15 protein-coding genes are annotated in these 20497 nt (G+C 67.1%); 9 read left to right on the forward strand and 6 right to left on the reverse strand.

All coding sequences use genetic code 11. The annotated features are described in order from the left end of the window. Positions 1-178: 178 nt before the first annotated feature. The gene (locus WDC82_RS01615) at positions 179-988 is read right to left on the reverse strand and encodes a DeoR/GlpR family DNA-binding transcription regulator (protein ID WP_340115500.1); all 810 of its coding nucleotides are present in this window, start codon (positions 986-988) and stop codon (positions 179-181) included. 249 nt (positions 989-1237) lie between these two features. Here WDC82_RS01615 and WDC82_RS01620 point away from each other — a divergent pair, with 249 nt between their 5' ends. From WDC82_RS01620 to WDC82_RS01630, 3 genes are read left to right on the forward strand one after another with little or no spacing between them, the layout of a single operon-like run. After that, positions 1238-2665: an NAD(P)/FAD-dependent oxidoreductase gene (locus tag WDC82_RS01620; RefSeq protein WP_340115501.1), complete on the forward strand. Its 1428-nt coding sequence runs from the start codon at positions 1238-1240 to the stop codon at positions 2663-2665. Then, on the forward strand, positions 2652-3932 hold the full coding sequence (locus WDC82_RS01625) for an FAD-dependent oxidoreductase (protein ID WP_340115502.1): 1281 nt from the start codon (positions 2652-2654) through the stop codon (positions 3930-3932). The genes WDC82_RS01620 and WDC82_RS01625 overlap by 14 nt, the downstream gene beginning before the upstream one ends. 1 nt (position 3933) lies before the next feature. After that, positions 3934-5355 carry an FGGY family carbohydrate kinase gene (locus WDC82_RS01630; RefSeq protein ID WP_340115503.1) on the forward strand — a complete coding sequence of 474 codons (1422 nt, stop codon included), beginning with the start codon at positions 3934-3936 and terminating at the stop codon, positions 5353-5355. Positions 5356-5361: 6 nt separating this feature from the next. Here the strand turns inward: WDC82_RS01630 and WDC82_RS01635 are convergent, their stop codons facing one another. From WDC82_RS01635 to WDC82_RS01655, 5 genes are all read right to left on the reverse strand, one after another. Beyond that, the gene (locus tag WDC82_RS01635; protein ID WP_340115504.1) at positions 5362-5595 is read right to left on the reverse strand and encodes a DUF1127 domain-containing protein; all 234 of its coding nucleotides are present in this window, start codon (positions 5593-5595) and stop codon (positions 5362-5364) included. Between the two features lie 293 nt (positions 5596-5888). Continuing rightward, positions 5889-6821, reverse strand: coding sequence for a carbohydrate kinase (locus WDC82_RS01640; RefSeq protein WP_340115505.1), 933 nt, complete (start codon positions 6819-6821; stop codon positions 5889-5891). A gap of 86 nt (positions 6822-6907) precedes the next feature. Further along, on the reverse strand, positions 6908-7720 hold the full coding sequence (locus WDC82_RS01645) for an ATP-binding cassette domain-containing protein (RefSeq protein ID WP_340115506.1): 813 nt from the start codon (positions 7718-7720) through the stop codon (positions 6908-6910). Beyond that, on the reverse strand, positions 7717-8949 hold the full coding sequence (locus WDC82_RS01650; protein WP_340115507.1) for an ABC transporter permease: 1233 nt from the start codon (positions 8947-8949) through the stop codon (positions 7717-7719). Before WDC82_RS01650 ends, WDC82_RS01645 begins: the two co-directional genes overlap by 4 nt. 89 nt (positions 8950-9038) lie before the next feature. Beyond that, positions 9039-10070, reverse strand: coding sequence for a sugar ABC transporter substrate-binding protein (locus WDC82_RS01655; protein ID WP_340115508.1), 1032 nt, complete (start codon positions 10068-10070; stop codon positions 9039-9041). 372 nt (positions 10071-10442) lie between these two features. On the opposite strand from WDC82_RS01655, the gene glgC reads away from it, so the two are divergent. From glgC to WDC82_RS01685, 6 genes are all read left to right on the forward strand, one after another. Next, a complete protein-coding gene (glgC, locus tag WDC82_RS01660) occupies positions 10443-11726 on the forward strand; it encodes a glucose-1-phosphate adenylyltransferase (protein WP_340115509.1) in 1284 nt (427 codons plus the stop codon). A 73-nt stretch (positions 11727-11799) separates the two neighbouring features. Beyond that, a complete protein-coding gene (gene glgA / locus WDC82_RS01665; RefSeq protein ID WP_340115510.1) occupies positions 11800-13287 on the forward strand; it encodes a glycogen synthase GlgA in 1488 nt (495 codons plus the stop codon). Beyond that, positions 13284-15383: a glycogen debranching protein GlgX gene (gene glgX, locus WDC82_RS01670; protein ID WP_340115511.1), complete on the forward strand. Its 2100-nt coding sequence runs from the start codon at positions 13284-13286 to the stop codon at positions 15381-15383. The genes glgA and glgX overlap by 4 nt, the downstream gene beginning before the upstream one ends. Then, complete coding sequence (gene malQ, locus WDC82_RS01675; protein WP_340115512.1) at positions 15380-17485, forward strand: 4-alpha-glucanotransferase; 2106 nt, start codon at positions 15380-15382, stop codon at positions 17483-17485. Before glgX ends, malQ begins: the two co-directional genes overlap by 4 nt. Beyond that, positions 17464-19122, forward strand: a complete 1659-nt coding sequence (locus tag WDC82_RS01680; protein ID WP_340115513.1) for an alpha-D-glucose phosphate-specific phosphoglucomutase — start codon at positions 17464-17466, stop codon at positions 19120-19122. Before malQ ends, WDC82_RS01680 begins: the two co-directional genes overlap by 22 nt. Before the next feature lie 95 nt (positions 19123-19217). After that, entirely contained in the window at positions 19218-20489 is a 1272-nt protein-coding gene (locus WDC82_RS01685) for an ROK family transcriptional regulator (protein WP_340115514.1), read from the forward strand. The last annotated feature ends 8 nt before the right edge of the window (positions 20490-20497 follow it).

The raw sequence follows: 20497 nt of genomic DNA on the forward strand, positions 1-20497 counted from the left end.
CTGGCTCTAGGCTAAGGGCCGCGGAGCGAGCTCGGGGAAGCCCATCACATGTACCAGTCCGATAGAGATCCCTAAGAGGATGCCCCTCATCCGCGCCGCGCGCGACAGGCCGGTAGATGTCTCTCGTCGTTTCTTCAGCGCAGCCCTCCCCGCTGTTCCCGCCCCCGCGAGATTGTCTTCAGTAAAGCGGCACCTTTGCCTCCGCCAGCGCCGCCGCCAGCCCACCCGGCGGACGGCGGTCGCTGACCAACGCACCGATCCGCGCCAGGGGACAGACCGCGAAGGCCGCCCGGCGCTGGAACTTCGATGCATCCGCCGCAACGATCAGGTTGTCGGCGTTGTCCATCATGGCACGGGCGATCTGCGCTTCGTCGAAATTGAAGTCCGTCGCGCCAGCCGCCTCGTCCAGGGCTCCGATGGTAATCAGGGCATGATCGGCATGGAAAGATTGAATCTCGGAAATCGCCGTCGGACCTACCGTTTCGTGGTTGTCACCGTCGAAACGCCCGCCGAGCAGGAAAATCACCGTTCGGTTGCCATGCTCGGCCAGCACCGCCGCGATGCGTGTGGAATTGGTGATGACCGTCAGGCCGCCGATCTTAGCGATCTCCTCGGCGCACATCAGGGTGGTCGAGCCGGTGTCGATGAAGACCGTCTGGCCGGGTTCGATCAGCCGCGCCACCTTGCCGGCGACGATCCGCTTGCCCACGGCATTCAGCGTCATGCGCTCGCGGAACGGCCCTTCCTCCTGGACCCGCGGCAGCTTGGCGCCGCCGTGGAACTTCTGCACCACGCCGGTCTCCGCCAGCAGTCCGAGGTCGCGCCGGATGGTCTCGTGGGAGGTCTTGAAGCGGGCCGCCAGCTGCTCGACGCTGACCTTGCCGTAACGCCGCACCGCCTCGGCGATGCGCTCCCGCCGCAGCTTGGGCGCCAGGGTGCGCGATTGGACGTTGTGGGATCTCGGTGCGCGGGCCTTTCCCTTCAGCATGATGCTTGCCCGCAAACGAAATTTCCAAATGACCGATTCCACAAAATATCTCGCAAATATCTGTTTTTATTGATTTCATAAACAAACACGTGCGGACCGTCCTATTGACCGAAAGGGCAGACTTGGCTACGGTAGGCGGCTGCCCTTGCGGGGGCAAGGCAAAATTCAAGCATCGCTCCCCCCTCGACGCTCGCGAGGTCAGGGACGCCAGGCAGGCCAGGCAGCCGACACAAGGATCAACGTTCCGCCATGTCCGACCCTTCGGCACCCTCCCCGGCCGCCGCCCGCGGACACTCCGAAACCTTCGACGTAACCGTCATCGGTGCCGGCGTCGTCGGTTGCGCGATGGCGCGCCGCCTGACTTTGGAAGGCGCCCGTGTCCTCATCGTCGAGCGGGCCGCCGACATCCTGGACGGCGCCAGCAAAGGCAACAGCGGCATCCTGCACACCGGCTTCGATGCGCCGCCGGGCTCGCTGGAGCAGCGCTGCATTGCCGCCGGCTATGCCGAATATCTGGAGATCCACCAGCGCCTGAACCTTCCGCTGCTGGAGAGCGGCGCCCTGGTGCTGGCGTGGACGGACGAGGAAGAAGCGAAGCTGCCGGCCCTCATGGAGCAGGCGCGCGCCAACGGCGTCGACGACGTCACCCTCCTGACCCGGCAGACGATCCTCACCCACGAGCCCGGATTGTCGCCGCGGGTGCGCGCCGGCTTCGCGGTACCGCGCGAATTCATCATCGATCCGTGGAGCGCGCCCACGGCCTATCTGCTGCAGGCGCTCGCCAACGGCGCCGAAGTCCGGCGCGGAACCGAGGTGCTGGCCGGCGACTTCGACGGCACGACCTGGCAACTCGACACCACGACCGGGCCAATCCGCAGCCGTGCCGTGGTGAACTGCGCCGGGCTCTACGGCGACATCGTCGACCGCCGCCTCGTCGGCGACAGCGGCTTTACCATTCGCCCGCGCAAGGGCCAGTTCGTGGTCTTCGACAAGGCCGCAGCCAAACTCGCGAAAGCGATCATCCTGCCGGTACCCACCGCCAAAACCAAAGGCGTGGTCATCTGCCGCACGAGCTACGGCAACCTGCTGGTCGGGCCGACGGCCGAGGACCAGGAGAGCCGGACCGATGCCTCAACCGACGGCGAGACGCTGCGGATGCTGCGCGCGAAGGGCATCGAAATGCTGCCTGGACTGGCCGGGATCCCCGTTACCGCAACCTACGCCGGCCTCAGGCCCGCCAGCGAGCACAAGGAGTATCAGCTCTCGGCGCGTCCGGAGCGGCGCTACATCACCGTCGGGGGCATCCGCTCGACCGGCCTCAGCAGCGCCCTCGGCCTCGCACGCGAGGTGCACGCCTTGCTGATGTCCTTCGGCACAAGCTACACGGCGCCGGAGGAAGTCGCCTGGCCACGCGTCGGTGTGCTGACGGAGTACGGCGAGCGCGCCTGGGCCCAACCCGGCAACGGCGGTATCGTCTGTCACTGCGAACTGGTGACCCGGCGCGAGATTGAGGCCGCGCTCGACGGGCCGCTGCCGGCACGCAGTCTTGCCGGCCTCAAGCGCCGCACCCGCGTCACCATGGGACGTTGCCAGGGCTTCTATTGCCTCGGCGAAATGGCGGCGATCACGGAAGGACGTTTTGAGGTTCCCGTGGCGAATTCCGATGCCGCCGAGTGACGCCAAGACGCTGCCGCGCGAGGTCGACGTCGCCGTGGTGGGCGGTGGCCCGGCCGGCCTCGCCGCCGCCACGCGCCTGCGTGAGCGCGGCATTGGGTCGGTCGCCGTCTTGGACCGCGAGTCCGAAGCGGGCGGCATTCCGCGTCACTGCGGTCACTATCCCTTCGGCATGCGCGAGTTCCACCGCGTGCTGCGCGGGCCGGACTACGCGCGCCGACTGGTGGCGCGCGCCGAAAGCGCCGGCGTCGACCTTTACCTGTCGACCACAGTGGTCGGCATCGCGCCGGGGCCACGACTGACGCTCTCCACGAACGCTGGCAAAGAAGATCTCGCCGCGCGCCGCGTGCTGCTGGCAACCGGCGTGCGCGAGACGAGCCGTGCCGCGCGCTTCATCGGCGGCGACCGCCCCCCGGGCGTCATCACCACCGGCGCGCTGCAGTCCATGGTCTATCTGCATGGCAAACGGCCCTTCGCCAGTCCGGTCATTCTGGGCAGCGAATTGGTATCCTTCTCCGCCATCCTCACCTGCCGCCACGCCGGCATCCGCCCGGCCGCGATGGTCGAACCGGGCGCGCGGGTCACCGCGCGGCAGATCGCCGAGGCACTGCCGCGCCTCTTTGGCATTCCCTTGCACCTGGAGACCGAGTTGGCGGCGATCCACGGGCGGGAGAGGGTCGAGGGCGTCACCCTGCGTCGCGCCGACGGCCATGAATGGACCGTCGAGACCGACGGCGTCATCGTCACCGGCGCCTTCACGCCGGAGGCAACCCTCGCCCGCCTTAGTCACCTGGCCCTTGATGTCACGGGCGATGGCGGCAGCGGCGGCCCCATCGTCGACCAGTTCGGGCGCTGCAGCGATCCCGCGTTCTTCGCCGCCGGCAACCTGCTCCGCCCGGTGGAGACCGCCGGTTGGAGCTGGCGCGAGGGTGTCGCCGCGGGCGACGTGCTAGCCGACAGCCTGGCCGGCAGGCTGCCCCACGCGGAGCGCTTCGTCGCAGTCACCGCCGGCCACCCCGCAATCAGGCTGGCCCTGCCGCAGCATCTGGCACTGCCCTCATCGAGCAAAGGGCCCGGCGGCATGGCGCACATCCAGCTGCGTCTCGCCCGCGCGGTGCGTGGCGGCTTGACGCTCAGCGACGGCGAGCAAATTCTCTGGGCGCGAGAGATCGACGGACTGCCGGAACGCCGTATCCTCGTTCCCCTCGCGGGCATTGCCGGAAAGATCCGCGGCAATCACCTAATCCTCTCCATCGCGGAGCGCGCGTGACATGACCATCGCCGCCGTCGATCAGGGCACCACCAGCACCCGCGCCCTCGTGCTGCAGCCCGACGGCAACGCCACGGTGATAAAGGCCGTCGAACACCGCCAGATCTATCCGCGGCCCGGCTGGGTGGAGCACGATCCCGAAGAACTGATCGCCAACATCCGCGCCTGCGCCGAAGCGGTCGAAACTCTCGAAGCGCTGGGCATCGACAACCAGGGTGAAAGCTGCCTCGCCTGGAACGCCGAAACCAAGGAAGCAGTCTCGCCGGTGATCGTCTGGCAGGACAGCCGCACCGCCGCGGTCGTCGAAGGGCTGAAGCGCGACCGCGCCGAAGCGGAGACGCTGGCGCGCGCCGGCCTGCCGCTCGATCCTTACTTCTCCGCCGCCAAGCTCGCCTGGATCGTCGAGGCTCTACCGGAAGCCAAGCGTCTGCTGGTCAAAGGCAAGCTGAGACTCGGCACCACGGATGCGTTCTTCCTCGACCGTCTCACCGGTCGCTGCGTCACAGACGTCACCACCGCGTCGCGCACCTCCCTCATGAACCTGGAGACGGGTCAGTGGGACGCGGAACTCTGCCGGCTCTTCAAGGTGCCGATGGAAGCGCTGCCGGAGATCGTGACCACCACCGGCGACTTCGGGAGCCTCAGTGTGAACGGCAGGGCAGTGCCGGTAACCGCGAGTATCGTCGACCAGCAGGCCGCGCTCTACGGCCACGGCTGCCGTAACGCCGGCGATGCCAAGATCACCTTTGGAACCGGTGCCTTTGCCTTGATGGTGACAGGAGAAAAAGTCCTGCGCGCGCCGGACAAGGGTCTGCTGCCGACCGTCGCCTGGCAGCTTGCCGGCGAGAAGCCGGTCTATGCCTTGGACGGCGGAGTCTATTCCGCCAGCGCCGCGCTGAATTGGGCGAAGTCCCTGGGCATCTTCGACAGCTTCGACTGGCTGAACGCCCTGGAGGGACCACCGGCGCTGGAAAACGGCCTCGCCTTCGTGCCTGCACTGTCGGGCCTGGCCTGCCCGCACTGGGACCGCCGCGCGCGCGGCGTCTGGGTCGGCCTCTCCATCGATCACGGGCCGGCGGATCTGATGAAATCGATTCTCGAGGGGGTCGCCTGCCGGGCCGCCGAGGTGATCGGGGCCATGCAGAACCTGGTGCCGGGGAGCGGACCGCTGTCGATCGATGGCGGCCTGTCGCGTAATCCCTACTTTCTGCGCTTCCTGGCCGAGGTGCTGGAACGCGACCTCAGCGTCTCCAGCAACGCGGAGCTGACCGGCAGCGGGACGGCGCGGTTGGCGGCACTGGCCTGCGGCACGACCTTAGGCGGACGCGGCCCGGCCATGGCGATCACGCCCACGAAGCCTCGCGGCGCCCTGCTGGCGACCTTCGCCGAAGCGGTGAAGATCGCGCGAAGCTGGCCCCACTGAAGGCCCTTAAGCGTAGAACGCGTTCTCGCGGGCAATGCGGCGGATGTCGCAGCGGCGCAGGCCCAGTTCACTGAGCTCGCGGTCGTCCATCCGTCCGAGCTCGCTCAGCGTCCGCTCATAACGGGCGCGGCGGGCGCGGGCCTGGGGGCTGAACCAGCCGAGGCCGGTCAGGCGATAGAGCGCATCGGCGAGAACGGAATCGCCCTGGGCGAGGGGAGAGCGGGAAACGGCAAGAAACATGGGAACCCTTCCTTCTGTCCGGTCCCCTAGCGGCCTCTTTCAACGAGGCCGGCAAGCACCGGACCGATCGATGTCAGGCTTCCCTCCCAATTTCATTTTATTGCTATGCAGCATTCTTGGCGATGCAAGCCTTGATTCTCACATCACCCCTAAACTTAGACTTAATAAGGGGTTCAACAAGTGCCGTGGAACGTAAGGCAGCTATGCAGCACCCGCAGATGTTGCGCTGCAGCGTCATTTGACTGCCTACAGGGGAAGGCCCGAACCCGCTTCAACCCCATATCGGACCGCCGCTACAGGCCGGCAAGCTCGTCCCGTCGGGGCAAGTCCGCGCCGCGACGCGAACAGGTAACGGCAGCGGCCGAAATCGCAAAGTCCACCAGCCGCCGGGCCTCGTCGAGGGAAAGCGCCGCCAGCCCGGCCTTGGTAGCCTTGCCCAGTTCCTCCAGGCCGCAGAGCAGCGCCGCTTGGAAGGTATCGCCGGCGCCGACGGTGTCGACCGTCACCACCTTGCGGCCCGGCGCCTCGAAAGCCTCGCCGCCGAGGGAGGCGACAGCGCCCTCGGCGCCGCGGGTCACCACCACCAGCCTTACCCCGCGCGAATGCCAGCGGTCGATGGCGCTGTCGATGCCATCGCCGGGAAACAACAGGTCGAGGTCCTCGTCGCTCACCTTCACGATGTCGGCGATCTCGGAATAGCGCTCGACGCGGCGGCGCCAGGCCGCAGCGTCTGGCTCAACGCCAAGCCGCACGTTGGGGTCGAGCGAAATGAGACGCTGCGCCGCCTCGCGGCGCGCCAGCGCGTCGAGGGTCTCGGCGGTCTGGCCGACCATGATGGAGAAGGAGCCGAAGTGCAGCCCGGTGACCGCCGCAGGTAGGTCCGGCAGGTCGGCCGTTGTCACCACGCGGTCGGCGGCCTCGTGGCCGTAGAAGGTATAGTGCGGGACGCCGGCGGCGGTGAGGCCGACAACGGCCAGCGTCGTCGGGTTATGCTTCCTCACCAGGAAGCGGGCGTCGACACCTTCCTCGCTCAACGCCTTTTCCAGGCGGCGGCCGAGGGGATCGCTGGAGAGACCGGTGAAAAAGGCGACCTGCCGCCCGAGACGCGAGAGACCGACCGCAACGTTGAAGGGCGAACCGCCGATGCGGGCGTCCAGCGAGAAACCGGTTTGCGTTTCGGCGACCGGAAAGACGTCATAGAGCGCTTCGCCGCAGATCAGGAACATGCCGTACACACCATCAAGAGAGACCGAACAGAGAAAGAAGCGGCGGCCCCTCTCGGGAAGCCGCCGCGCGGGAGGTCACGCCGTTCCTAGTGCATGACCGCGCCTTCCGGCAAGGCAATCTCCTGCGGCGGCTCCATCGCCCCGGTCATGATGGCGACCGCGTCGGACATGGAAAAGTCCTGCGGGCGGATCACGGCATGGCGACGGCTCAGCCGATGGATGTGGATGCGATCAGCCACCTCGAAAACATGCGGCATGTTGTGGGAGATCAGCACGATGGGCATGCCGCGCGCTTTCACGTCCCGGATCAGCTCCAGCACGCGCCGGCTTTCCTTCACGCCGAGTGCCGCCGTCGGCTCGTCCATGATGACGAATTTTGTGGCGAAGGCCGCCGCACGGGCCACCGCTACGCCCTGGCGCTGGCCGCCGGAGAGCGTCTCCACCGCCTGGGTGATCGACTGCACGGTCATCAGGCCCAGCTCGGTAAGCTTCTGGCGCGCGAAGTCGCGCATCTTCTTCTTGTCGAGCATCCTGAAGACCGAGCCGGCGATGCCCTCTTTGTAGAGCTCACGCCCGAGGAACATGTTGTCGGCGATGGAAAGCGCCGGCGACAGGGCGAGATTCTGGTAGACGGTCTCGATCCCCGCATCGCGCGCGTCCATCGGCGAGGAGAAGGTGACCGGCCGGTCGTCCAGGCGGATCTCGCCGTCGTCGATCTGGACGGCACCACAGAGCGCCTTCACCAGGGTCGACTTGCCGGCGCCGTTGTCGCCGATGATGGCGAGCACCTCCCCGGGAAAGAGCTCGAAGTCGGCGCGGTCCATGGCGGTCACCCGGCCGTAGCGCTTGGTGAGACCGCGCCCCGTCATCACGGGTTTCACGACAGGTTCTGGGCTCATGCGGTTACCCTCCGGATCCACTGGTCCATGGCGACGGCCACGATGATGAGCAGCCCGACGGCAAAGGTCTGCCACAGCACGTCGACACCGCCCAGTTTGAGGCCGGAGCGGAATACGCCGACGATCAGCGCCCCAAAGAGGGTGCCGAAAATCGCGCCGCGGCCGCCGAACAGCGAGGTGCCGCCGATGACCACGGCGGTGATGGCGTCGAGGTTGCCTTCGTAGAAGGACTGCGGCGAGGCGGAGCCGACCCGACCGATGGCGGCCCAGCCGCCAAGCGCGCAGAGCAGGCCGGCCGTGCCGTAGACCGACAGCAGGACGCGGTCGGTGCGGATGCCGGACAGTTCGGCGGCCTCGCGGTCGTCGCCGACGGCGTAGACCGAGCGGCCCCAGGCGGTCCAGTTCAGCGCGTACCACAGCACGATGAAGATGGCGACCATGAGGAACGAGCCGAGAGTGAACTGCGCCCCCAGAACTTCCACGCGCAGGCCGAAGATCTTCAGCAGCGGCGCCGTGGCGTCGATGTCCTGGCTGCGGATCGTCTCGGATTCCGAATACCAGAGATTGAGCGCGAAGAAGATCGACCAGGCGCCCAGGGTCACGATAAAGGGCGGCAGGCGCAGCTCGGCCGCCGGACCGAAGCCGAACCAGCCCACGGCGAGGCCCGCGATCATGCCGGCCGGCACCAAGTAGATCAGCGGCAGGTCGAAGCTGAACAGCAGCACCCATACCAGCACGGTGACGGCGATGGGCACGAGGCGCGCGCGGGTCACCAGGCTGCCATTAAACAGGCCGCAGGCAAGGCCGACACCCAGACCGATGAGCACGGCGAGCACCGCCGGCACGTCGCCCTGCACCGCCAGGCGCGCCATCACCATGTAGCTCAGCACCATGATTGCCGCGACCGAGAGGTCGATGCCTGCGGTCAGGATGACCAGCGTCTGGGCCGCACCCAGGATGCCGATGATGGTGACCTGCTGGATGATCAGCGACAGGTTGAACGCGGAAAAGAAATTGTTGGCGACAATGCCGAAGACGATACAGCTTACCACCAGAACCACGACCGGCGCCGCCGTCGGATTGGCGTGCAGGAAATGATGGAACCTGGCAAGCGGCGAGGTATCGTGCGCTTCGAAGGACGCCACCTCCGTCGCGCTCTTGTCGAGGGACCGCTCGAAGTCTTGCGGCCCTCTGGCAACGCCCGATGGGCCTCCCGATTCACTGGCCATGACACAAACCTCCCAAGTTGAGGACTGCTTTGTTTTGCGGGAGGCGCCGGACGCCCCCCGCATAGTCTTGTTATTCTGCTAGCTGCGGCTCAGCCCCAGCACTGGGCCAAGGCCTCTTCGGAGGTGATCGAGGGAACACCCTCGACCGGCTCGTCGGTTACCAGCTCGACGCCGGTGTTGGTGAAGCTGAGACCTTCGCTGTTCTGCGGCTTCTTGCCCGTCTTGGCGAAGTCGACCACCGCCTCGACGCCGAGCGCGGCCATACGCAGCGGGAACTGCATGGAGGTCGCGCCGATGATGCCTTCCTTCACGTTCTGCACACCTGGGCAACCGCCGTCGACGGAGACGATCAGCACCTTGTCGGCCAGGCCGAAGGACTTCAGGCCTTCGTAGGCGCCGGCGGCCGCGGGCTCGTTGATCGTATGGATGACGTTGATGGCGGGATCCTTCTGCAACAGATTCTCGATGGCGGTGCGTCCACCCTCCTCCGAGCCCAGGGTCACGTCGCCGCCGACCAGGCGCGGATCGTCCTCGTCGTACATTTTGTTGACGTTCTTCACGTCAACGCCGAAGCCCTGCAGGAAGCCCTGGTTGCGCAGCACATCGACGGTGATCTGCGCCTCGGAAAGATCCAGCGTTGCGATCTTGGCCTGGGCGGTGTCGCCCATCGTGGCCGCCGCCCACTGGCCGATCAACTCGCCGGCCTTGAAGTTGTCGGTGGCGAAGGTGGCGTCTGCGGTCTCCGGCGGATCGAAGGGCGTGTCGAGGGCGATGACCAGCAGGCCCGCCTCGCGCGCGCGCCGCACCGTCTCGGTGAGACCGGCCGGGTCGGAGGGGGTAATGAGGATACCCTTGGCACCGGCGGCGACCAGACTCTCGATGGCCTCGATCTGCGCCTCATTGTCGCCGTCGTATTTACCGGCAAAGGTCCGCAGTTCGACACCCAGTTCCTTAGCCTTTGCCTCGGCACCTTCCCGCATCTTCACGAAGAAGGGGTTGGTGTTCGTCTTGGTGATCAGGCCGACAATGATGTCCTCGGCCTGCGCCGGGGCCGGGCCGGCGACACCGCTCAGGGCGAGAAAACCTGCGGCCGTAAGTGCTCCGATGAACTTGGATTTCATAGCGTTGTTCCTCCCGGGGAATAGAGCAAAAGTCAGTTTTTCATTTTTTCTGGGGCTTTTGGGTGCCAAGCCGGGCAAGGCTTTGCGCCCCGTCTAAGCGCAACGTTAAGTCCGCCCCCACCTGGCTGTCAATAAATAAATCAAATTGAGTTTCTTATTGGCAACGATAGCGGTATCGGGCATGATCCCCGCCAAGAAAGATGCGGCGGCGCGCGCGTGGCTCTAGGCTGTCTTCGGCCTCGCCTCGCGGATAGAGCGGTCGCGCCCTGAACCCTTGGTGACTTGGAACGTTCACGGGCCGAGGCCGCCGTCGGCCGTTCATACTGAAGGCCCCCGGGGGGACGTTTCAGGCCAATAATTGGGAGGAACACCATGCAATCAGGACCCAAAGGGCAGTACGGCAGCGCAACGGGGGCGCTGACCCGCCAGGCGATGGCCTTCGTCCTGGCCGGTGGCCGCGGCAGCCGACTGGAGGAACTGACCGACCGCCGCGCCAAGCCGGCGGTCTACTTCGGCGGCAAGAGCCGCATCATCGACTTCGCGCTGTCCAATGCGGTGAACTCAGGCATCCGCCGCATCGGCGTCGCCACCCAGTACAAAGCGCATAGCCTGATCCGCCACCTGCAGCGCGGCTGGAACTTCTTCCGCGCCGAGCGGAACGAGATGCTGGACATCCTCCCCGCCTCCCAGCGCGTCGACGAGCGCCAGTGGTATCTCGGGACCGCCGATGCGGTGACCCAGAACATCGACATCATCGAAGGCTACGGTGTGAACTACATCGTCATCCTGGCCGGCGACCACATCTACAAGATGGACTACGGCATCATGCTGGCTCAGCATGTCGATTCCGGCGCCGACGTCACGGTGGGCTGCGTCGAGGTGCCGCGCATGGAGGCCACTGGCTTCGGTGTCATGCACGTGGACGAGAATGCGCGCATCATCGATTTCGTCGAGAAGCCCGCCGACCCGCCGGCGATGCCCGGCAATCCGGACATGGCCCTGGCTTCCATGGGCATCTACGTATTTCAGACCGACTTCCTGATCGACCTGCTGCGCAAGGACGCCGCCGATCCCAATTCCGCCCACGATTTCGGCAAGAACCTGATCCCCGCCATCGTCAAGCACGGCAAGGCCGTGGCCCACAAGTTCTCCGATTCCTGCGTGATGACCGGATCCGAGCCGCGGCCCTACTGGCGCGACGTCGGCACGGTGGACGCCTTCTGGCAGGCGAACATCGATCTGACCGACTTCGTGCCGGAACTCGACATCTACTCCGAGGACTGGCCGATCTGGACCTACGGCGAGGTGACGCCGCCGGCCAAGTTCATCCACGACGAAGAGGGTCGCCGCGGCTCCGCCGTCTCCTCCATGGTCTCCGGCGGCTGCATCGTCTCCGGCTCCAATGTCTCGGAAAGCCTGCTGTTCACCGGCGTGCACTGCCATTCCTACAGCCAGTTGGAGCGGGTCGTCGCCCTGCCCTACTGCGTGATCAATCGCAAAGCGCGTCTGACCAACGTCGTGCTCGACCGCGGCGTGATCATTCCGGAGGGGCTTGTCGTCGGCGAGGACCCGGAGGAAGATGCCCGCCGCTTTCGGGTCTCAAAGGGAGGCGTCACCCTCGTCACCCAGACGATGATCGATGCCCTGAACCCCTGAGATCCCCGGGCGAATCGCCCCCCAACGCCGAGACCCCTGCTTGAGCCTGCTGCGCCTTGGAAACCCGCCCCGCATGAAGGTCCTTTTCGTCGCCTCAGAATGCGTGCCCTTCATAAAGACAGGGGGGCTGGCAGACGTGATTGGTGCGCTGCCTGGCGCGCTGGCCGCCCTGGGTATCGAGGTGCGCGTGCTGCTGCCAGCCTACCCGTCGGTGAACGCAGCGCTGCCCAAGAAGGCGAAGACCGTGGTCATCGGCAAGCTGCCCGGTGGCCGGGCGCGGCTGCGTGCCGCCAAGGCCAAGGGCTTCGATCTGCTGGCACTGGATCTGCCGCAGCTCTTCGACCGGCCCGGCAATCCGTACCTGGGACCCGACGGCAAGGATTGGCCGGACAACCACCTGCGCTTTGGCGCACTCTGCCGCGCGGCCGCCCGCATCGCCACGGAGGGCGTCGGCGGCTGGCGGCCCGACCTCGTGCATACCCACGACTGGCAGGGCGGCCTGGTGCCGGCCTATCTGAAGCTGGGCAGCGCAAAGGAGCGCGCGGCGGCACCGCCCTGCGTGATCACCATCCACAACATCGCCTTTCAGGGCCTGTTCCCCGCCACCACGCGGAGCGAACTCGGCCTGCCTGACAGCGGCTTCACCCACAGCGGCTTCGAGTTCTTCGGCCAGGTCGGCTTCTTGAAGGCCGGCCTCGCATACGCCGAGCGCATCACCACCGTCAGCCCGACCTATGCCCGCGAGCTGACGACGCCGGAATTCGGCCTGGGGCTGGAAGGACTCATCGCGCACCGCCGCGCCGCCCTTACCGGTATCCTGAACGGCATCGATCTCGAGGTCTGGAACCCGGAGAGCGATCCCGCCATTGCCGCCCCCTACGCCGTGAACCGCCTCGCCGCCAAGCTGAAGAACCGCGCGGCGCTGGCCGAGCGTTTCCGCCTCGACGGCGCCGCGCCCGGCCCCTTGTTCTGCGTCGTCAGCCGCCTCACCCGGCAGAAGGGCCTCGACCTTCTGCTAGAGGCGCTGCCGCGCCTGCTCGACCGCGGCGCTCGCCTTGTGGTCCTGGGGTCTGGCGATGCCGACCTGGAGAAGGCCTTTGCCACCGCCGCGCGCGAAAACCCGGGCCGTGTCGGTGTCGTCACCGGTTACGACGAGCCGCTCTCACACCTGATGCAGGCCGGCGCCGACGCCATCCTGGTGCCGTCGCGCTTCGAACCCTGCGGCCTGACTCAACTCTACGGCTTGCGCTACGGCACCCTGCCGGTTGTCGCGCGCACCGGTGGTCTTGCCGACACCGTCATCGATGCCAACGAGGCCGCGCGCCTGTCCGGCGTCGCCACCGGCTTTCAGTTCTCGCCTGTCACTGCCGCCGCGCTCGGCGACGCCATCGAGCGCACCTGTGACGCTTTCGCCGACAGAAAGCTCTGGACCGGCATGATGCGACGCGCCATGAAGCACCCCGTCGGCTGGCAGACCTCGGCCGCCGCCTACGCCAAGATCTACAGCGCGATGCTGAAGGACACTGCCCTGCAGACCGCCACCTCAAGGACCGGCGCATGAAGCTGAAGTTCGCCCAGAGCCTGCTCGCCGGCGCGCCCGATCCCTTGGGCGTCACCTGGGATGGGGAGGGCTGCAGCGTCGCGGTATTCTCCGAAAATGCCACCAGGATAGAACTCTGCCTGTTCTCCGGCGACGGCAAGCGGGAGACCGCGCGGCTCGCGCTGCCGGAAAAGACCGGTCCGGTGTGGCACGGCTATCTTCCGGGCCTGGAACCGGGCGCGCTCTATGGCCTGCGCGCCCATGGCCCCTTCGCACCGGAGCGTGGCCACCGCTTCAACCCACACAAGCTGCTGCTCGATCCTTACGCGCGCGCGCTGACCGGTCGCGTGACGGCCGACGACGCCACCCTCGGCTATGATCCCGCTGCGCCGGAAGAGGATCTCTCCCTCTCCACGGTGGACAGCGCACCGGTGATGCCGAAGGCGATTGTCACCGCGGCGCCGGAAGTGGTCCCGGCCGGCGAGCAGCCGCGTGTTCCCTGGGACGAAACCATTCTCTACGAGGCGCACCCCAAGGGACTGACCCAGCGCTGGCCGGCGCTGCCGGAGGACGTTCGCGGCAGCTACGATGCGCTCGCATCGGAACCGGTGATCGAGCACCTCGTCTCCCTCGGCATCACCACGATTGAACTGCTGCCGGTGCACGCGCTGGTCGATGATCGCTGGCTGGTGAAAAAAGGCCTCAGCAACTATTGGGGCTACAACTCCATCGGCTTCTTCACGCCGGAGCCGCGGTACTTCGGCCCGGCAGGGCTCGCCGGCTTCCGCGAAATGGTGCGCCGGCTGCACGGCGCCGGCATCGAGGTGATCCTCGACGTGGTCTACAACCACACTGCCGAGAGCGACCAGCTGGGCCCGACGCTGTCGTTCCGCGGGCTCGACAATGCCAGTTACTATCGGCTGCAGCAGGGACAGAAGCGCTACTACGTGAATGAGACCGGCTGCGGCAACACCCTGAACGTGGCGCATCCCTTCGTGTTGCGCCTCGTGCTGGACAGTCTGCGCTGGTGGGTCGAGACGATGGGCGTCGACGGCTTTCGCTTCGACCTCGCCACCACGCTGGCACGCGAGGCGCACGGTTTCGATGCCTCCGGAGGCTTCCTGGACGCGCTGCGCCAGGACCCCGTGCTGTCCCGCGTGAAGCTGATCGCCGAGCCCTGGGATCTCGGGCCCGGCGGTTACCGCCTGGGCGACTTCCCACCGCCCTTTGCCGAATGGAATGACGCTTTCCGCGACGGCGTGCGCAAGTTCTGGCGCGGCGACGCCCACGCGGCACAGGACATGGCCGAGCGTCTTCTGGGTTCCGCCGGCACCTTCGACCGCAATGGGCGGCGCAGCTGGTCGTCAGTGAACTACGTCGCCTGCCACGACGGCTTCACCCTGGCCGACGTCACGGCGTACAGCGAGAAGCACAACGCGGCCAACGGCGAAGAGAACCGCGATGGCCACGAAGAGAACTACAGCGACAATGGCGGTGAGGAAGGCGCTAGCGATGATACCGAGATTCGCCTGAAGCGTGCACAGCGCCGCCGCAACCTGCTGGCCACGGTGTTCCTCGCGCAGGGCACGCCGATGTTGCGCGCCGGCGATGAGATCGGCGACAGCCAGGGGGGCAACAACAACGCCTACAGCCAGGACAACGACATCAGCTGGGTCGACTGGCCGGCGGCGGACAAGGCTTTCCTCGGCTTCGCGCGCAAGGTCATCGCCTTTCGCAAGGCCCATCCCTGCCTGCGCCAGAGCTGGTTCCTGCATGGCCGCAAGCGCGAAGAGGACGGCGAGGAAGATGTGAAGTGGCTGGGCCTCGACGGTGGCCAGGTGAACTGGCGTGACCCTGGCCTGCCCGGCTTCTGCGCGGTGCTGCGTCAGTGCGCCGAGGCCCCGGGTTACGCTACCGATGGCGACGTGGTCGTGCTGGCGTTCAACGGTTCGCCCAAGCCGGTGACGACCAGCCTGCCGTCGCCGCCCAAGGGCCGCGTCTGGGTGCGCGCACTGGATACCGCGCAACCGGAAGCACCCAAGGCAGTCTGCCGCAAAGGCCCGCAGGACCTCGCGGCGGCAACGCTGGTTGCCTTCGAGACAGGGGAACTGCTGTGAGCGAGCCGGCGCTCCAGGCGCTCGCGGAAGCCATGGGCATCCTGCCGGAGTGGCACGACCTCTCCGGCACTCTGCACGTCGTCGCGCCCGATACCCAGCGCGCCCTGCTCGCCGCGATGGGGCTTGCGGTGCCGGATGAGGCGGCCGCGCAGGCGGCGCTCGACGAACTGCGGGCGCGGCGCGCCGCGCGGCGCCTGCCCGAAGAGCTGGTGGTGACCGCCGAGGAAGAGGTCCGCATCGCCCTGCAGGAACCCGCGAACTGGCGCCTGGAAATGGAAGACGGCGGCGTCGCGACCGGTCATGCCGGAGATGCGATCATCGTCTCGCCGCCGGCTGGGCTGCATCGCCTCTGCATCGCCGAAGAGGTCTGTCTGCTGATCGCCGCACCGCCGCAAGCGCCGACAGTCGAAGGCGTGCTCGGCCGTCCCCGCGCCTGGGGATTCACCGCTGCGCTTTATGCGCTCCGCTCGCGACGCAACCTCGGCGTCGGCGACTACCGGGATCTAGCGACCGCTGCCGCGGAACTCGCCCGCCTGGGCGCCGACTTCATCGGCATCAACCCGGTGCACGCGCACGGCGCCGCCAGCGGCGGCTACAGTCCCTACACGCCGTCCTGCCGCACCGCCTTCGAGACACGCCACATCGCCGCCGACGCAGTGCTTGGATTTCCGCACTGCGACAACGCCTGGGCGCTGCTGCGCGACAACGCCGCGCGGCTCGCCGCCGCGCGCGACGATGAGCTGGTCGATTACGAGACCTGCGATGCCGTCGGTCAGGACATGTTGCGTGCCCTCTTCGCGGATTTCGAGCGCTCGGCCGGACCTGCCGTCGATGCCTTCCACGCCTGGCGCAGTGGCCCAGGCCAGGCGCTGGAATGGTTCGCGCTCTTCGAGGCGATCTCGCTGCGCCACGGTGCCGACTGGCGGCAGTGGCCCGAACCGCTGCAGCGCTTCGGCAGTCCGGCGGTGCTCAGCTTCGCCGCCGCCAACGCGACGGAGATGCGCTACCACGCCTGGCTGCAGTGGCTGGCCGGCCGCCAGCTCGCCGCCGCTCAGGGCGCCGCAAAACGCGCAGGCATGGGTTTTGGCCTCTACCTCGATGTGGCCGTCGGCGTGCGCCCCGGTGGCGCCGACACCTGGTCGGCGCCCGCCTGCTTCGCCGAGGGCGTCTCGCTGGGAGCGCCGCCGGATGCCTTCAATCCCGCCGGCCAGAACTGGGCGCTGGCGCCGTTCAATCCGGTCGGGCTGCGTCGCGCCGCCTACCGTCCCTTCATCGAGATGCTGCGCGCGGCGATGACCCATGCCGGCATCATCCGCATCGACCATATCCTGGGCGTACGCCGCGCGTTCTGGGTGCCGGACGCAGAACGTTCGGGGGGAGCTCCGGGCGGTTATGTCGCCTACCCGCAAGAGGCGCTGCTGGCTCTCATCCGGCTTGAGGCGCAGCGCGCGGGCTGCGTGGTGGTCGGCGAGGACCTCGGCTCGGTGCCGCCGGGCCTGCGCGATACTCTGGCCGAGGCGGGCCTGCTGGGCTGTGCCGTCATGCAGTTCGAGAAGGAAGGCGCGCAGTTTCATCGTCCGGAGACCTATCGCCACGCGACCCTCGCCAGCTTCGGCACCCACGACACGCCAACCTTGCGCGGCTGGTGGAGCGGCTGGGACATCGACCGCCGCCATGACATTGAGGGGAGCGAACCGGCAGCGCGCGAAGCAGCGCAGCGGTGGCGCGCCGAGGAGCGCCGCGCGCTGGCGCGCCTGCTGCGCGACGAAGGCCTGGCGCCTGACGGGCTCGATCCGGAAGCCCCACCCCAGGTCGCAGATGACGCGCTCGTCGAAGCAATCCACCAGCTTCTGGCACATGCCGGATCGGCGCTGATTGCCGTGCAGCTCGACGACGCGCTGGGCAGCCTCGCCCAGCAGAACCTGCCGGGCACCGTCGATGAGTATCCCAACTGGCGGCGGCGCTACCCGGTCGCCAACGACAGCCTGGCCGATGCCCTCGCCGCCGCGCCGGGCCTGAAGGCCCTGGCAGCCCTTTTCACGCCTCCGAAGGAAACCCCCGCCAAGCAGGAGACGCAGCCTTGCCCGCAGCAGCGACAGTGAAAACCGTCGAGACCACCCCGATCGAAGGCCAGAAGCCTGGCACCTCGGGTCTGCGCAAGCAGACCCGTGTGTTCATGCAGCCTGACTTCCTGGAGAACTACGTGCAGGCGATCTTCGATGTCATCGGTAACCCCGGGAACGAACTGGCGGGCATGACGCTGGCCCTAGGCGGCGACGGACGCTATTTCAACGACCGGGCCATCCAGGTCATCCTCAAGATGGCCGCCGCCAACGGCGCCGCGCGCGTGCTGGTCGGTCGAGACGGTATCCTCTCGACGCCCGCCGCCTCCGCCGTGATCCGCGCGCGCAAGACCGACGGCGGCCTCATTCTTTCGGCCAGCCACAACCCGGCCGGAGAGGACGGCGACTTCGGACTGAAGTACAACATCCCGGCCGGCGGCCCCGCGCCGGAAGCCATTACCGAAGCAATCTACCGGCGCACCCAGGAGATCACCACCTACCGCATCCTCGACGAGGCAGACGACCTCGACCTCTCCGCATTGGGCGAGACGACACTGGGCGGGATGACCGTGGAAATCATCGATCCGGTGGCGATCTATGCCGGAGTCATGCGCGATCTCTTCGACTTCGACGCCCTCCGCGCGCTCTTCAAGAGCGGCTTCACCCTGCGCTTCGATGCCATGCACGCGGTGACTGGCCCCTACGCCAAGGCGATCCTCGAAGACGAACTGGGCGCGCCGGCAGGCAGCGTGATGAACGCGACACCGCTGCCCGACTTCGGTGGCGGTCATCCGGACCCGAATCCGGTCTGGGCCAAACCACTGCTCGACCTGGTGATGGGCCCTGATGCGCCGGACTTCGCCGCAGCCTCCGACGGCGATGGGGACCGCAATATGATCCTCGGGCGGGGTGTCTACGTGACGCCGTCGGACAGCCTTGCCGTGCTGACCGCCAACGCCCCGCTGGCGCCGGGCTATGCCAAGGGACTCGCCGGCGTCGCGCGATCCATGCCGACCAGCCGCGCGGCCGACCGGGTCGCCAAGAGACTCGGCATCAACACCTTCGAGACGCCGACCGGCTGGAAGTTTTTCGGCAATCTGCTGGACGCCGGCCTCGTCACACTCTGCGGCGAAGAAAGCGCCGGTACCGGATCGGACCATGTGCGCGAGAAAGATGGCCTGTGGGCGGTGCTGCTGTGGTTGAACATACTGGCCGAGCGACGCGAGTCCGTCGCCGGGATCCTGCAGGCGCACTGGCGTGAATACGGCCGCGACTACTACACCCGCCACGACTACGAGGGCGTCGACAAGGCCGCCGCCGAAGCACTGATGGACGAACTGCACCAGCAGCTCGCCGCACTGCCCGGCAAGAGCTTTGGCGGCCTGACCGTCAGCGCCGCCGACGACTTCGCCTACGACGATCCGGTGGACGGATCGCGCGCCACGGGCCAGGGCATCCGCATCTTCTTCCAGGAGAACGCGCGCGCGGTATTCCGACTGTCGGGCACCGGCACGGTAGGCGCCACCCTGCGCGTCTATCTTGAGCGCTTCGAGGATGACCCGGCGCGCCTCGGCGACGATCCGCAAGAAGCGCTCGCCGCCGTCATCAAAGCAGCCGGCGAGATCGCCGGCATCGCAGCGCACCTGGGCCGAGAAGAACCCGATGTCCGAACGTGACTTCGCGCGGAAAACGGCGAGAACAATGGGGAATCCGACCTGATCTGGAAAAATAAATCACCAGGAATTATTTGCTAGTTTCAGGAGAAGATTGCATGCTGGAGCAAGTAACAGTGCCGCTGGATTCGTGGCGGTATTTGGCGGCGAAAGGCAGGTTGGCGACCATGCAGGGCGAACACCAGATCCGCGGCGGCGACCAGCTGGGCTTGCGCGCCTACAACAAGCGCATGATCCTCAACCTGATCCGCCAGAACGGCGCCCTGCCGAAGGCGGAGATCGCGCGCCTGACGGGCTTGAGCGCCCAGGCGGTATCGGTGATCGTGAACGCCCTTCTCAAGGACAAGCTGGTCCGCAAGGAAAAGAAGGTGCGCGGCAAGGTCGGGCAGCCGCACACGCCGATCGCGCTGAACGCCAGCGGCGTGCTGTCGGTCGGCGTCAAGATCGGCCGGCGCAGCCTGGAACTCATGCTGGTGAACTTCCATGGCGAGGCAGTCGATTACAAGCGCTTTGCCTACGCCGTGCCGCGCCAGAAGGAGGTTTCCGCCCTGTTGCGCCGCGAACTGGGCAGGATGCTGGACGGCGTCGAAGCGTCGCTGCGCCCGCGCATCATCGGCATCGGCGTCGCCATGCCCGGGCAGATCTCGGCTTGGACCGATGTCATGGGCATCGACCCCAACGACCTGATGGACTGGAACGAGGTCGATGTCGCTGCCCTGCTGGCCGAAATTGCCGGCCTTCCCGTCGAGATCTACAACGACGCCACCGCCGCCTGCGCGGCGGAGATGGTGCTGGGAAGCGTCCTCACCTCCTCTTCGGCGCTCTACATCTACATCGGCACCTTCATTGGCGGGGGTATCGTCATCAACGGCCAGCTCTTCGAGGGCGCCCAGCGCAATGCCGGCGCGATCGGCTCTATGCCAGTGACCACCAGCAGCGGCGGTCAGGAGCAGTTGATCCGTCAGAGTTCCCTGTTCCCCCTGGAGAACGCCCTGCGCGCCGCCGGTCTCGGCGACCTTGGCACCATTGCCGACGTGATCAGCGATCCGGGCGCCGCCACCGCCTTCAATGACTGGTGCCAACGCGCCGCACCGCCGGTCGCCCAGGCGATCGCCGCCGCACTCAGCATCATCGACTTCGAAGGCGTAGTGATCGATGCCATGCTGCACCGGCCCCAGGTGGAGTCTTTCGTTGACGCGGTGCGCGCCGCGCTGAAGCGCCTCGACCTTACCGGCACCAGTCCGGTGGCCCTGCGTCCCGGCAGCATCGGTCCCAAAGCGCGCGTCTCAGGCGCCGCGATTCTGCCGCTGATCCGCCAATTCTCGCCCGACCAGCAGCTGTTGGTGAAGAAGGTCGCCACCGCCGCCTGAACCTTGCC

The organism is Pelagibius sp. 7325 (assembly GCF_037652055.1).
Lineage (GTDB): Bacteria > Pseudomonadota > Alphaproteobacteria > Kiloniellales > Kiloniellaceae > Pelagibius.

What these genes read in the sequence shown, in the direction of transcription:
- WDC82_RS01685 (WP_340115514.1), top strand. Translation starts at nt 19,218, where the DNA reads ATGCTGGAGCAAGTAACAGTGCCGCTGGATTCGTGGCGGTATTTGGCG.
- WDC82_RS01620 (WP_340115501.1), top strand. Translation starts at nt 1,238, where the DNA reads ATGTCCGACCCTTCGGCACCCTCCCCGGCCGCCGCCCGCGGACACTCC.
- glgX (WP_340115511.1), top strand. Translation starts at nt 13,284, where the DNA reads ATGAAGCTGAAGTTCGCCCAGAGCCTGCTCGCCGGCGCGCCCGATCCC.
- WDC82_RS01645 (WP_340115506.1), bottom strand. Translation starts at nt 7,720, where the DNA reads ATGAGCCCAGAACCTGTCGTGAAACCCGTGATGACGGGGCGCGGTCTC.
- WDC82_RS01630 (WP_340115503.1), top strand. Translation starts at nt 3,934, where the DNA reads ATGACCATCGCCGCCGTCGATCAGGGCACCACCAGCACCCGCGCCCTC.
- WDC82_RS01650 (WP_340115507.1), bottom strand. Translation starts at nt 8,949, where the DNA reads ATGGCCAGTGAATCGGGAGGCCCATCGGGCGTTGCCAGAGGGCCGCAA.
- WDC82_RS01635 (WP_340115504.1), bottom strand. Translation starts at nt 5,595, where the DNA reads ATGTTTCTTGCCGTTTCCCGCTCTCCCCTCGCCCAGGGCGATTCCGTT.
- WDC82_RS01640 (WP_340115505.1), bottom strand. Translation starts at nt 6,821, where the DNA reads ATGTTCCTGATCTGCGGCGAAGCGCTCTATGACGTCTTTCCGGTCGCC.
- glgC (WP_340115509.1), top strand. Translation starts at nt 10,443, where the DNA reads ATGCAATCAGGACCCAAAGGGCAGTACGGCAGCGCAACGGGGGCGCTG.
- glgA (WP_340115510.1), top strand. Translation starts at nt 11,800, where the DNA reads ATGAAGGTCCTTTTCGTCGCCTCAGAATGCGTGCCCTTCATAAAGACA.
- WDC82_RS01615 (WP_340115500.1), bottom strand. Translation starts at nt 988, where the DNA reads ATGCTGAAGGGAAAGGCCCGCGCACCGAGATCCCACAACGTCCAATCG.
- WDC82_RS01625 (WP_340115502.1), top strand. Translation starts at nt 2,652, where the DNA reads ATGCCGCCGAGTGACGCCAAGACGCTGCCGCGCGAGGTCGACGTCGCC.
- WDC82_RS01655 (WP_340115508.1), bottom strand. Translation starts at nt 10,070, where the DNA reads ATGAAATCCAAGTTCATCGGAGCACTTACGGCCGCAGGTTTTCTCGCC.